Below are 13551 nucleotides of genomic sequence, written 5' to 3' on the forward strand. Positions count from 1 at the left end.
ATTATTGATAAAAGAAAAATGGGGGTTTGGGGGCATTGGCCCCCAAATGGGCTTGGGCTATCGCCCAAAAAAACGAGACACCGTCTCTTGTCCCGTCATTCACCCTGAATCTATCCTACTCTGGGACCTCCCCAAAAGCTCGGTTTTAAAGAAGACCCAAAAGATCCGTGGGGCATCGACAAGATAGCGACGCCACATGCGACGAGGGTCGCTGAGCAGACGATGGAGCCACTCCAGGCTCAGCTTTCGCATCCACAGGGGCGCGCGGGCCTTGGCACCGGTCAGGAATTCAAAGCTGGCGCCGATGCAGAACCCCACTCCCATCCCCTTGCCGGTCCGCGCGACAGCATCGGCCACAATCTCCTGACGCGGGGATCCCACCGCGAGAAAAACGAAGGACGCCGGTGTATCCAGGATGAACTGGACACATTTTTCCACTTCCGCAGGGATCTGCGCGAACCCCATGGGAGGATCGTAATGGCTCAACTGCCTCAGGCCAAAGCGGATGCGCAAAGCCTCGGCAATGGCATCCGTTCCTCCAATCAAGGTCACCGGATCATCAGGTTTGACATGTCCCCGCAGAAAAAGCTGCGCGGTCAGATCCGACCCCGGCACCGCAGGGAGAGTCAACCCGCGTAATCTGGCGAGTTTGGCAATGATCTGGCTGTCATTCAGGCACAGCCAAGCGCCCTGGTAAAGGCTCCAGACGTCCGTTCCGGACCGGTGAAGCCGTTGGACATGGTCCACATTGGGCGTGACCAAATAGACGAACGAATCATGGGCCACACCCTTGGCCACGCACTGATCCAACGCCTGATCCAGGGTCAAGGCATTGAAATCAAGGCCAAGAAAGCGCTGCTTTGGCGGTTCCGCCGAACCATGCATCTTGCTGTCGGTCCGGCCCTCCCCGTCCGCCCCCCCTTCCCGTTGCTGGTCCAGTCGGACACCGGTATCCAAGATTACAATCCCAAAAGGGCCAAGAGCGATCGACGCAAACGAACCCGAGCCGGTTGGCCATTGTACAAACCCTCTGGCTGTTGGTCGAGGCCTACATGCACAATGCCGAGCCCCTCCCGATCGTCCAAAACTTGCGGTAGGACGGAAAGCCCGCCGCCTTCTTTGGCGATGACCCGACCTCGCACCAGACGATTCGTCCCGGCCAGCCTTACGTCCAATTGGGTTCCGGTGGACAGATCCGTCAAGTCCTTGATGGGGAACAGGGCTTCCACCAGAAGCCCTCCCTGGGGTGCGTCGATCGGCCCCAGGGACATCAAGGGATCCCCGGCAGCCACCACATCGCCCGGGGAAACGGCCAGAGAGAGCACAGAGCAGGCACAGGGACTCAAGACCGGACTTTGGGCCTCGGCATCGCCACCGGTCGGAGACAAACGCAGAACAATAGTCTGCACCCCGACCAGATCCCCCGGCGCGGCGAGCACCTCGACAACGGTTCCATCCTTCTTGGCGGCAAGGGTCTGGCCACCGGGTAAGGAAACTGCGGCGAAGGCACTTTCCGCATCTGGCAAAAGACGGATCAGTCCAACCAGACCGACAACCACCAACGCCACCAGAGCCAGAACGCCATAAATCAGCTTAAGGTTAGGCCGCCAGGATAGCCGCCCTCCGGAGTACCAAGTCCCCTTGTCTGCACCTTCTGCTCTTACCCTGGCGGTCGCAGCGCCGCCCCCCACCCGACCATGGGCAGCACCCCTTAGCGGGCCCCCCTCATCCAGAGACATCATGGCCTCCCACGCGGGAGCACGCCCAGACCGATGGGAGGCGAGCAACATGCGGAGGACCTGGATTTGATCTGGTGTGACGTCGATGAACCTGCAGCCCACCCGCTCACCGGTCCGCCGGGCGACCTCGGCCTGAAACTCGGCGGCCATTTGCGCGCCCCGCAAGTGAAAACGCGCATGGAAGCGGAAGCGTTGTCCCACGGACAAATCAAAGGAGGTCGGGTCCAGGGCGAACCCCGTCATCGACCAATCCTTGGCCTTGTAAATCTTGCGCTGAAAAATGACATCCAAGGGAGCGGTTATCCGCTCGTGCCGCCTTTTCCCTGCCGCATCGAATTCTGAAGAGGAGCCGACGGTGGAGCTGCCCTGTCCGCCAACCGCACCGTTCTCCTCCAGACCTTCATCCGGTCCCCGGACTGGTGCGTTCATGGCCTGAAACTCCCCGCTCGACTGTCCACGCCAAGCATCAAAGCTCAAGGAAGATCCCGCATGGATCGACCTGGACCTTGACGTGCCTTTGAGACAGAATCATGCTATCTCAATTGGATGGCAAGATGAAATCCCATCCTTCGCAGAACATGCTGCGGCGCGACACACCATAACGTCGGAAGCGTTCCGCGTTTTTCCAGGATAATCATGGGGTCCATGACAACGCAACACGCCCATATCGGACTGGTTCCGACACCAGTGGCTGTTCAAAAGCTCTTTTACCCGAGGAGCCTGTGCCTGTGACCTCCCCCTTGCCTACGGTTCCCCAATCCATGGGACCTCAAAACACCTCCCTTCCCCCCACCCGGGCGGGATACGGCCCCATGGGAGACGCTCCCCCTGGCGGGCACGGCGGCTACGATTTGATGGCCGATGTGAAAGCGGCGCTGAAGGCTTTGAATCGCAACCGCTGGCTTATCTTTGCCGTCGTTGGGGTCGGGGTCATCGCGTCTGCGGCTTTTTCCCTGACCCTCCCCTCGCGCTATATCGCCACCGCCTCGGTCCTGGTCCGCGACGATGGGCGGACTCTGCTCGACCAAAGTGGGGGGGACAGCAATCCCTTCGGCAACGACATTCTCCTGGAAAGCCAAACCCAAATTATTCGGTCCCGGGTCGTTACCGAGCGGGTGATCGAGAACATGGGGTTACTGTATGACCCCCGGTTGAATCCGGAGCTTGGCTGGAAGCCCGACCCCAAGGCAGCGGGGGGGGCCTCTCGGGAAACGATGATGACCCGAGTGACGGAAAATCTGCGGAAAAACCTTCACGTCGCCCCGGTTGGCCGATCGAAAATCATCGACATATCGGCCACAGCCTCCACCCCGCAGGAGGCTGCTGATATCGCCAATGCCGTGGTTCAGGCCTATCTGGAACGGCAAGTGGAAGAGAAGGTCCAGGAGAATGAGGCCCTGATCTCCGCCCTGACCGAGCGTATCACGGAATTGCGCAAGAACGTGGCTGCCCAGGAGGAAAAAGTCGCCACGTTTCGCAGCAATGCCGGATTGGTGGAAGGGGCTGGCCTGCAAGCGGTCAGCGCCCAGATCGCCACCCTGAACGAGAACCTGACGGAATCCCGGGCCAACCTCGCCTCGCTCCAGGCGCAATTGGCAGAAATCGAACGGGTTCTGGACGACCCCGACGCCGACGTTCCCACCGCCGCAGCGAATTCCGAGATCATGAGCGCCCTACGCCAGCAAAAAGCCCTGGCCATGGCGAATCTGGCGGGCGCCCAAGCCCGTTACCAACCGGGACACCGGGCGATCCTCTCGGCCATGGAGGTCGTCCGGGCCTTGACAGACCAGATGCGGAACGAGACCCGATCCATCCGCGCCGAATTGGGCCTTTCCGTTCAAAGCCTTCAGGCACGGGTAGGATCTCTCGAAGCGGCCTTGGCCAAGCTCAAAGGCGAGGAAGGCCGCCTGAGTGATGCGCAGGTCGAACTGCGTGCCAAGGAGCGAGACGCCGATTCCGCCCGCCATATCCTGGAAGACTTCTTGAACCGCCTGGCCCAGGTGCAAGAAGTCAGGGGGACAGAGCGAGCCGACGGTCGGGTCGTCTCTTCCGCCATTCCCCCTGAAAACCGGGCCGCACCCAACCGCAAGATAATCGTTGTCGGCGGGGGTATGGCCTCCCTGTTTATCGCCCTTCTGCTCGTCCTGTGGATGGAGCAGACCGACACCCGTCTGATGACCCTGGAGCAAGCGGAAACCTGGCTCCAGGCGCCGGTTTTGACCTTGGCGCCCAGGTTGACGCCGGAGCAGGTCGCGGCCCTGCCCCCCCAGCTTAACATTGTCGACAAACCTGCCTCACCTTACAGCGACGCGATCCGCGCCCTCCACCTGGCCTTGGCGCCGCCCGACAGTTCGGAAAAGCCGGGGATCATCCAGGTTACCTCACCCAACCGGGGCGAAGGCAAAACCACAATGGCCGTTTCCATTGGCCGCGCCCTGGCCCTGGAGGCCGGTTTGCGCACCCTGGTCGTTGACGGGGACCGCAACGCTCCCATGCTCCATCTGGCCACGGAATGCTCGAATGACTTTGGTCTGGTCGATATGGTCAGAGATGGGGCAGAGCTGGAGCGGGCGATCCAGAAGGATCCCACTTCGCCCCTGCACCTGCTGCCCATGGGACCCATGCAGGGGGGAAGTATGCGTCTGCAAGACCTGCAAATGCGTGGATTGGCCCAAACATTAAGGGAAAAATACGATGCCGTGCTCATCGATAGCCCCGGCCTGCTAGCCAGCGCCGATGCCACCGCCTGGGCGGCCATCAGCGACAAGATCCTCCTGATCCTGGACACCGGTCATACCCGTCAGGCCCAGGTCACCGGTTCACTGCGTGCCCTGCGTGGCCTGCGCGGTCGCCTGGTCGGCGCAGTCCTCAACCGTGCCGACGACAGCACCTGATCCTGATAGGAAAGCCCCCAGATGGACGCGGCCCTCCTTGACGCCCTCCCCCTTTTCGGACCCAATCCCCAGGTTCTCGCAGAATTCGAGATGAAGGAGAACTGGGGAAACGGCTATTGGGGCGAGGTCACCGTGACAGCTCCGGGCAAGGATGGAGCGTCAAGCTGGTCGCTCACCCTCTATTTACCCCAAGGGTGGACCGTCTCAAAGAGCTGGGGGGCCGTCGTCGACCGGGGGACGACAACCGGATCCCTCATTGTCCACCCCGAGGCGGGAACGCCCCCCATTCCGGCCCATGGGCATATCACCTGGGGGATGGTGGTCAACAAGGTCGAGCCCCGCCAAACCGTGGACAAGGACCTCACCCGTCTTGCCCCCTTACCCAAGCAGACCACGCCTCCGGGCCCCTTTGCGCCTAGCTACATGGGGTTCAACATGGGATCCTGGTGGAAGGGTATTTTTGGCTCCAAAAAGGCGCTGACTGCCCTGACCGAACTGGCAGAGAGCGGCGCCAATGCAGTCGCCATCGTGCCCACCCAATACGTCAAGAACATCCATGCCTCTCACATTTTCCGGAACCAGAAGACGGAAACGGACGACAATATCCGCACGATGATCCGCAAGGCGAAGGCGCTTGGCCTCCATGTCATGCTCAAACCCCACGTGCACCTCGAAGATTTCGGTCTGCACCAGCGCATCGAACCCGATGACTTGGATGCCTTCTTCAACGACTTCGAAAACGTCATGGTCCATTACGCCACCCTGGCGTCGGAGGAAGGCGTGGAACTGATGTCCTTGGCCGGAGAGCTGGTGGGCCTGACCCGCCCCGCCAATCGGGAGCGCTGGCTGAAGGTCATCAAGGCCGTGCGCGCCGTCTATGGGGGCAAGCTGACCTATGCCGCCAATTGGGGAGAGGAGTTGCAGGTACCCTTTTGGGACGCCCTGGACTACATCGGCGTGGATATGTATGCCCCCATCACGAAGGGAAGCGACCCAACCTTGGCCGAAGCGGTGGCCGGGTGGACCCGGAATCCCACCAACAGTGTCACCGCCGAGGTCTGGAACGGCCTGCCCATCACCGAGGCCATGCATCGCCTTTCCGTTCACCAAGGCAAAAAGATCCTGTTTACGGAGCTGGGCTACCGGTCCATCGACAAGGCGGGCACAGGCCTTGGGGACAGTGCCCGGCAGGTGACCGTTGATTTGGCCGAGCAGGCCCTCCTCTACGAAGCGTTCTTTACCGCCATGACAGAGGTTCGGGCCGATTGGTTGGCAGGAATCTTCTTCTGGGACTGGGATCCAGAACCCTATCGGGGCGTTGACCAAATTCCGAACATCGACGACTTCGACGTGGCGGGCAAACCTGCCATGGATGTATCAAAGACATGGTTCGCCATCCTTGGTGAGGACTCGAAACCACAATGATACCAAGACCAGACCACCCTCCAGTCGTCACGTCCCAAACCAACGACAGCACCGGGATCCAGGTCAGCATCCTCATCCCGACCTATAAGCGGCCAGAGCTGCTGCGCCGTGCCCTGCTGACCTGCGCCGAGCAGTTGGATGTGAACTTCTCCCATGTGGAGATCCTGGTCGTAGACAACGATCCGGAGGCCTCGGCACGACCTCTGTTGGAAGAGGTCAAGGACGGCTGGCATGGACCTACCCTCCTGACGTTCCATGAACCCCGGCCGGGGATCAGCCATGCTCGCAATACCGCAGTGGCCATGGCCCAGGGCCGGTATCTGGTGTTCCTGGACGATGACCAATATCCGACCCACGGCTGGCTCGCCGCCCTGTTGAAAACCGCGAAAGCCACCGGAGCCGGAGCGGTCTTCGGCCCTGTCACCCCCCACCTTCACTGCGCCGACGGGGACCCCTTGATGCCCCTTTACAAGACCTATTTCTCCCGTGCCCTGGGGCTGGAGGACGGTGAGGACATCACCCCACTGGTGGCCCAAATGGGCACACAGAACAGCCTGTTCGATAGGGATATCGCCCCCCTCCCCTCCCCTCCCTTCGATTTCGACCTGGGCAAGGTGGGCGGTGAAGATAGCGTCCTGTTGCGCCGTCTGGTCGCCAAAGGCACCCGCCTTGCCTGGTCGGCAGAAGCCTTGGTCTCCGAGACTGTTTCCGAGGACCGATGCACCCTGAGCTATCTCCGCAAGCGTCGCTTCCGGGACGGACAGATCCGGGTCCTCGCCTGTACCCGGCTCGGACAACGCAACCTGGGAGAGGTACTCAAATGGATGGCGGTCGGAGCCGCCCAAGTGGGGGTCCATGGCCTGGGCTGGTTGCTGACCTTTCCCATGAAACGCCAAGCCGCAGGGCACCTCGCCAACCTGTATGGCGGGCTCGGCAAACTTTTCTGGGGCCAACGGTTTCGCTTCGACATGTATGGCGACTAGATTGCGATGAAATTACGCCTGTCCGACCAAATTCACAGTACATGACAGGGGGAGTTTCCCCCTCACGGGGCTTTGCCCCGTCCCCCACTGGGGCCCAGACCCCGGGCCAAAAAAAGGGGGTTTGGGGACATTTTCCCCCAAATGGGCTTGGGCAATCGCCCAAAAAAGACGAAACAAGGTCATGTACCGTAGACCGAATTTCATAAACGTGATCTAGCCTCATATGGTTAGAGCGCCGAGCGGAAAACCGATTCCCACTTTTCCGCTCGATGCTCTAGACCGACCTTATTCGTATTCGTGCGGCCTTCGGCCCCCCCATCCATTTACCGGCCACACTGGATCGTCGTTTGAGATTACAAGGGGTACCATGACGAAGAAGGCACTCATCACTGGCGTCACCGGACAGGACGGTGCCTATCTCGCGCGCCTGCTGCTGAACAAGGGGTATGAGGTCGTGGGAGGCTATCGCCGGAAGCCTACCCTGAACACTTGGCGGATGCGAGAACTGGGCGTCGACAACACCATACGGATGGTCCCCTTTGATGTGTTGGAATTCGACGATATCCTGAGCGTCCTTCAGGATGTGGAGCCCGATGAAATTTATAATCTCGCTGGCCAAAGCTTCGTGGCAGAATCCTTCCGGAAGCCCCTATTCACCTCCAAGGTGAACGCAATCGGAGTCATTCGGTTGCTGGAGGCCATCCGCATCTTTAACCACAAGATCCGATTCTACCAGGCCTCCAGCTCCGAGATGTTCGGCAAGGTTCAGCAGACTCCCCAAACCGAGGCGACCCCCTTTTATCCCCGTAGCCCTTATGCCGTGGCAAAGCTCTATGCCCATTGGATGACCGTGACCTATCGGGAGAGCTTCGGTATCCACGCCAATTCCGGCATTTTATTCAACCATGAAAGCCCCCTGCGCGACTTGAACTTTGTAACCCGTAAAATCACCGCCAGCATGGCTCGCATCAAGTACGGCCAACAGGATGTGCTGGAACTGGGCAACCTGGAAGCAATGCGGGACTGGGGCTTCGCAGGGGATTATGTGGAAGGCATGCATGCCATGCTGCAACAGGATAAACCCGACGATTTCATCCTCGCCACCAATGCGACCCACTCGGTGCGCCATTTCTGCGAAGCCGCTGCCCATGCCTGCGACTACGATCTGGTTTGGACAGGCGAAGGTATTCACGCCAAGGGGATTGACCGCAAGTCCGGCAAAATCCTTATCCAGGTGAACCCCCTGTTCTACCGCCCTACGGAAGTGGATCTGGTTGTCGGCAACCCAAAGAAGGCCAAGGAAAAACTGGGCTGGGCGCCCAAGGTGGATCTGCCCGCTTTGGTCGCCATGATGACCGAGGCCGACCTGCGCCGCGCCTCCGCTGGTGAGCTAGAGTGAAACTGGATCAGCTTGACTCAAGCTGATCCAGTTTCATTCCCGTAATACCAAGCGGCGCGGGTTGAAACCCACGCCGCTTTTCTTGCGTTCAAACGCCAGGCGGACTTTTACGCGCCATAAGGCGCGGCGGCCACTTGGCCGCTTCCAAGGTACGGTGAGGCAAACTCACCGCACCTTGGTATAAGGCACCTCCTCCACTCGCCCCTCTTGGGGGGTCACGCGGCGGTCCATGCGACGAGCAAGCTCCGGGTTATGGGTGGCGATCAGGGCCGCCAAGCCCTCGCCACGTACCAGCTCCAAAAGCGCCTGGAACACCCGGTCCGAGGTATGCGGATCCAGGTTCCCCGTGGGCTCATCGGCCAAGAGCAGTTTGGGGCCATTGGCCAGGGCCCGGCAGATGGCAACCCGCTGCTGTTCACCGCCGGAGAGTTGTCCCGGGCGATGCCCCGTTCGGTCTTTGAGCCCCATCTTTTCCAGCAGATCCTGGGCGCGGACCCGGGCTACTTTGCGAGACTTTCCGGCGATCATTTGCGGGATCACCACGTTCTCCTCGGCGGAGAATTCGGGCAGCAAATGGTGGTACTGGTAGACGAAGCCTATGTGGTCCCGGCGGAGGGCAGTCCGCTTGTCATCGGCCAATGTTCCGCAAGGGATCCCGCCAATGGAAACCTCGCCCGAAGTGGGCTTTTCCAGTAGGCCGCAAATCTGCAGCAAGGTCGACTTACCCGAACCCGAAGGCCCCACCAGGGCGACGATCTCTCCCGCGTTCACGGTCAGATCGGCGCCACGCAAAACCTCCAAGGTTTCGCGCCCCTGGGTGAAGGTCCGCGTCACCTCCCTCAATTCAAGGGCAACGGTGGAAGCACCCGTCGTCATACTCTTACTCATTGCGCAGGGCCTCCACCGGATCGACACGGGCAGCCCGCCAGGCCGGATAGAGAGTCGCCGCGAAGGACAGACCCAGCGCCATCAGGGTCACGTTCAGAACCTCGTGGAGATCCATCTTCGCGGGCATGGTGGCCAGGAAGTAGATCTCTTCATTGAACAGCTCCACACCCAGCAGGCTTTGCAGGAACTGGCGGATGGCCTCGATGTTGTCGCAGAACAGCACGCCCAAGAGCAGCCCCACGACCGTGCCGATCACGCCAACGCTGGCGCCGGCCAGAAAGAAGATGCGCATCACTGCCCCCCGGGAGGCTCCCATGGTCCGCAGGATGGCAATGTCTCTGCCCTTGTCCTTCACCATCATGATCAAACCACTGATAATATTGAAAGCAGCGACAATGATGATCAGGGTCAAGATCAGGAACATCACGTTCCGCTCCACCTGCAAGGCATTGAAGAAGCTGGAGTTGGTCTGACGCCAATCGCGGATCCGCAAGCCCTGCCCCACGGGGGCACCGGCAATGGCAGCGGTCACTTCGGACACCCGATCCGGCCGTTCCACGACCACCTCCAAATGGTTCACCGCATCCACGGGGACCTGGAAATAGGTCTGGGCAGCCTCCAGCGGCAAGAAGACATAACTGCTATCGTATTCACTCATGCCGATGGAGAAGATCGCCCGAACCGTATAGCTCCGCACCCGGGGCACGGTGCCCATGGCGGTCACCTTTCCCTTGGGCGAAACCAGGGTAATCTTATCGCCCAATGACAAGCGGAAATTCGAGGCCAGGCGCGAGCCGATCATGATGGCATCCTGACCATGCAAATCATCCAACGAGCCGGAAATAACCGCATTGGCGAGGTCTGGACGCTTCTTCAGATCATCGGCCCGGACGCCCCGCACCAAACCACCCTGAGAGCGCCCCTCGGCGGTCAGCATCACCTGCCCTTCGACCGTTGGAGTCACGGAGACCACTCCGGGCACGTCCCGCACGACCTTGGCCACGTCATCGAAGTTCAAAAGGTTGTCGTATTGGCCATAAATGGACAGGTGACCGTTCAGGCCGAAAATGCGGTCCATCAGGTCAGCCCGGAAGCCGTTCATCACCGCCATAACAATAATCAGGGTTGCGACACCCAGGGCGATCCCGGCCAGGGAGAACCCGGCTATGACGGAGACAAAGCCTTCCTTGCGCCGGGCGCGCAGGTAGCGGCCAGCCATCATGCGTTCAAAGGCTGAAAAAATCATGGGCGCGACAATCCAGTACGAGCGAGGGACTTGCGGGCCTCGGGTGCCTTAAACAGGTCCCCGGATGCGAAAGGGGGCGCCGGGTCATAACCGATAAGCTGTTGGATAGCTCGGGCGACGTCCTCCCCGGCCACCTTGGCCGCGATGGACAGGGCCGCATCAATCCCCGCAGCCGCCCCCGCAGCGGTGGTGATATTGGCCGAGGTGACCATATGGACGGGCTTTACCAGGGCGCCAAACCCGGCCAGCAGGTCGAGCGCCCGCCAATGGGTGGTGGCCTCCTTGCCCTGGAGCAGCCCGGCCCCGCCCAAAATCAGGGATCCTGTGGAGACCGCCAGACAGTGGCGGCAGTTGGGCACCACCTTCTGCAACCAGCCGCGGATCAGCGGGTCATGGGCCAAATCATCGGCCCCGGCCCCACCGGGGACGATGACGATATCCGGCATCGCGGCCTCGACAAGCGTATGGTCGGCCCGCAGGGTCAGGGCACCGCCCCGGGAATGCACCTGGACCTTCTCCAAACCCACGGTCCAAATCCGGGCCTTGGGCAGTTTCCCAAGAACATCGAAGGGTCCCACTGCGTCGAGGGGCGTGACTCCGTCATAGACCAGGAGAGCGATATCCATAACCCGCATGCCTTTACATACAAAGGGCATATACAAAAAGGGACGTTATCCCAGAACCTTCTGCAAGGCGGCGTCCAACGAGAGTTCGTCCCGCTCGCCGGTCGCCCGGTTCTTCAATTCGACCAGCCCCTTGGCCACACCCTTGGGCCCAACGATGATCTGCCAGGGCAGACCGATCAGATCCATATTGGCGAATTTGGCTCCGGCGCGCTCGTCCGTGTCGTCATAGAGCACTTCCGACCCATGGGCGAGAAAGCGGTCGTAGATGTCGGCGCAAACGGCGTCGGTCTCGGCATTCCCGCTCTTCAGGTTCACCAACCCCGCAGCGAAGGGCGCCACTTCCTTGGGCCAAATGATGCCGTTATCATCGTGACTGGCCTCGATGATTGCCCCGGCCAAGCGGGAGACACCAATGCCATAGGAGCCCATGTAAACCGGCGCGTTGGTGCCGTCAGGCAAGGTCACCGTCGCCCCCATGGGATCGGAATACTTGGTGCCAAAGTGGAAGATATGCCCCACCTCGATCCCCCGGGCCGAAACCAGATCCCCCTCCGGCACCCCATGACCTTCGACATGCATCTCGTCGGTGGCGGCGTAGAGGCTCGTCCAGTCGTCAATGATGGGCTGGAGGTCTGCGTCGTAATCCACGTCCTTGGGCACGGGCTTCTCGAGCAACCCCTTGTGGCAATAGACCGCGCTTTCGCCGGTTTCGGCCAGGATGATGAACTCGTGAGAGAGTTTGCCGCCAATGGGACCGGTGTCTGCGGCCATGGGAATGGCCTTCAGACCCATCCGCTCGTAAGTACGCAGATAGGCCACGAACATCTTGTTGTAGGCGTGTTTGGCCGCTTCGTAGGAGGTATCGAAGGAATAGGCATCCTTCATCAGGAATTCACGGCCGCGCATGACGCCAAACCGGGGACGGACCTCGTCCCGGAACTTCCATTGGATCTGGTACATATTCATCGGCAAGCTCTTATAGCTGCCGACATTCTTGCGGAAGATATCCGTCACCACCTCTTCATGGGTGGGGCCATAGAGCAGGTCGACCTCGTGCCGGTCCACGATACGCAGCATTTCCTTGCCGTAATCGTCGTAGCGCCCGCTTTCCTTCCAGGGTTCAGCGGACTGGATGGTCGGCATCAGGATTTCCAGGGCGCCCGTGCGGTCCTGTTCCTCCCGCACAATGGTCTCGATGCGGCGGAGGACCTTCAGGCCCAGCGGCAACCAGTTGTAAATGCCCGAAGCGTGCTGGCGGACCATGCCCGCGCGCAACATCAACCGATGCGAGACAATGGAGGCCTCGGCGGGATTTTCCTTCAGGGTGGGCAGCATGAAGCGAGATAGGCGCATGGGTTGGGATTCCAAGGGACGGACGTGGCAAAAAAATGGCGGCGAAAGAACACCGGCGAAAGAACACCGACAAATGAACGACGCCGTTAGACCGGAGGTTCGGCCGTCAACGGTTCGAGTGAACGAAAACCGCAGGCAGCGAACCGCACTCTATCGTTTGTTAGACCGCTTTCCAAGGGGATCCCGCGCCCCGGTTGACCATCACAGGCCCCGGGCGCGACAGGCTTCGCTGAGCGCGGCCTGTTGGGGATCCGTCAAGGGCCGCCCATCCAGCTCCATACGCCCCGTCCCAATGTCGTAGGACAGCTTGCCTATGGGGACCGACGAGTCCGCAAGACCATTCGGCGCCGCACGCCCCATACGGTCGTAAGGGTCGATGGCCAAGGTCATGGTGAAGCCTTTCTTCAGCCCCTCCGTCCAGGCGGACCGATCCTCCAGATCCGCTGGAACAACGGGTTTTCCATGGACATCGACACCCGAGCGATAGGCCACATCCGGCCTGGGGTGGTGAGCCGTCAGACGCCGACAATCCTCCGCCCAGACGGTGACGGATTTGGCTGCCATCGCTGCCGCAGAGGGCGGGCGCGGGGGGTCTTGTGACGTCAACACGGCCGGCACTGAGGGAGATAGCGGAGCTTCATCGGGGGCCCCTCCCAACGCAGGAGACTCTTTTGTACGGAGCTCACCGGGTCCCGTTTCGATGACAGGGTAAGCCGGAGCCGGCGAAACCGAGGGAGGATGCCCCCCGGTCACCTCAGCGCCCCTTGCAGAGGCACATGCCGCAAAGGCAAGCCCGAGAACGAGAACGAGTCTCGTCGAATGTCGTCCGCATATCCATCGCATTGCTATCACCCCATCCCGATTCAAGAAGTCCAATCCTCCGAGAGTCTTCATGCCCACAAAGAAAGTAGAATACTAACATACAAGAAAACCCATACTACGATAACCCCTCAAACCTTCTCCGCCACCTTCCGAATTCAAAATATATATTTAAATTC

General features: G+C 60.5%; 11 protein-coding genes. 4 read left to right on the forward strand and 7 right to left on the reverse strand.

Annotated elements, in window-relative coordinates:
* Positions 1-99: 99 nt before the first annotated feature.
* Together ACLIRY_RS04125 and ACLIRY_RS04130 are read right to left on the reverse strand one after the other, a co-directional pair.
* Positions 100-957: a WecB/TagA/CpsF family glycosyltransferase gene (locus tag ACLIRY_RS04125; protein ID WP_413204069.1), complete on the reverse strand. Its 858-nt coding sequence runs from the start codon at positions 955-957 to the stop codon at positions 100-102.
* A 2-nt stretch (positions 958-959) separates the two neighbouring features.
* On the reverse strand, positions 960-2168 hold the full coding sequence (locus ACLIRY_RS04130; RefSeq protein WP_413204070.1) for an HlyD family efflux transporter periplasmic adaptor subunit: 1209 nt from the start codon (positions 2166-2168) through the stop codon (positions 960-962).
* 332 nt (positions 2169-2500) lie between these two features.
* On the opposite strand from ACLIRY_RS04130, the gene ACLIRY_RS04135 reads away from it, so the two are divergent.
* The 4 genes from ACLIRY_RS04135 to gmd all read left to right on the forward strand — a co-directional run bounded on the left by ACLIRY_RS04135 (position 2501) and on the right by gmd (position 8440).
* Positions 2501-4633 carry a GumC family protein gene (locus ACLIRY_RS04135; protein WP_413204071.1) on the forward strand — a complete coding sequence of 711 codons (2133 nt, stop codon included), beginning with the start codon at positions 2501-2503 and terminating at the stop codon, positions 4631-4633.
* A 21-nt stretch (positions 4634-4654) separates the two neighbouring features.
* Positions 4655-6058: a glycoside hydrolase family 113 gene (locus ACLIRY_RS04140; RefSeq protein WP_413204072.1), complete on the forward strand. Its 1404-nt coding sequence runs from the start codon at positions 4655-4657 to the stop codon at positions 6056-6058.
* On the forward strand, positions 6055-7041 hold the full coding sequence (locus tag ACLIRY_RS04145) for a glycosyltransferase family 2 protein (protein WP_413204073.1): 987 nt from the start codon (positions 6055-6057) through the stop codon (positions 7039-7041). The genes ACLIRY_RS04140 and ACLIRY_RS04145 overlap by 4 nt, the downstream gene beginning before the upstream one ends.
* Before the next feature lie 367 nt (positions 7042-7408).
* Positions 7409-8440, forward strand: a complete 1032-nt coding sequence (gmd, locus tag ACLIRY_RS04150; protein WP_413204074.1) for a GDP-mannose 4,6-dehydratase — start codon at positions 7409-7411, stop codon at positions 8438-8440.
* Between the two features lie 165 nt (positions 8441-8605).
* On the opposite strand, the gene ACLIRY_RS04155 is transcribed toward gmd, so the two are convergent.
* The 5 genes from ACLIRY_RS04155 to ACLIRY_RS04175 form a co-directional block, all read right to left on the reverse strand.
* Entirely contained in the window at positions 8606-9328 is a 723-nt protein-coding gene (locus tag ACLIRY_RS04155; protein ID WP_413204075.1) for an ABC transporter ATP-binding protein, read from the reverse strand.
* Entirely contained in the window at positions 9321-10574 is a 1254-nt protein-coding gene (locus ACLIRY_RS04160; protein WP_413204076.1) for a lipoprotein-releasing ABC transporter permease subunit, read from the reverse strand. The genes ACLIRY_RS04155 and ACLIRY_RS04160 overlap by 8 nt, the downstream gene beginning before the upstream one ends.
* The gene (locus tag ACLIRY_RS04165; RefSeq protein ID WP_413204077.1) at positions 10571-11200 is read right to left on the reverse strand and encodes a DJ-1/PfpI family protein; all 630 of its coding nucleotides are present in this window, start codon (positions 11198-11200) and stop codon (positions 10571-10573) included. The genes ACLIRY_RS04160 and ACLIRY_RS04165 overlap by 4 nt, the downstream gene beginning before the upstream one ends.
* Positions 11201-11245: 45 nt before the next feature.
* Entirely contained in the window at positions 11246-12553 is a 1308-nt protein-coding gene (proS, locus tag ACLIRY_RS04170; protein WP_413204078.1) for a proline--tRNA ligase, read from the reverse strand.
* Positions 12554-12754: 201 nt separating this feature from the next.
* On the reverse strand, positions 12755-13117 hold the full coding sequence (locus ACLIRY_RS04175) for a hypothetical protein (RefSeq protein ID WP_413204079.1): 363 nt from the start codon (positions 13115-13117) through the stop codon (positions 12755-12757).
* Positions 13118-13551: the final 434 nt, after the last annotated feature.

Origin of the sequence: Rhodospirillum sp. A1_3_36 (assembly GCF_047263945.1) — a bacterium.
In the GTDB taxonomy this organism is placed as follows: Bacteria; Pseudomonadota; Alphaproteobacteria; order Rhodospirillales; family Rhodospirillaceae; genus Rhodospirillum.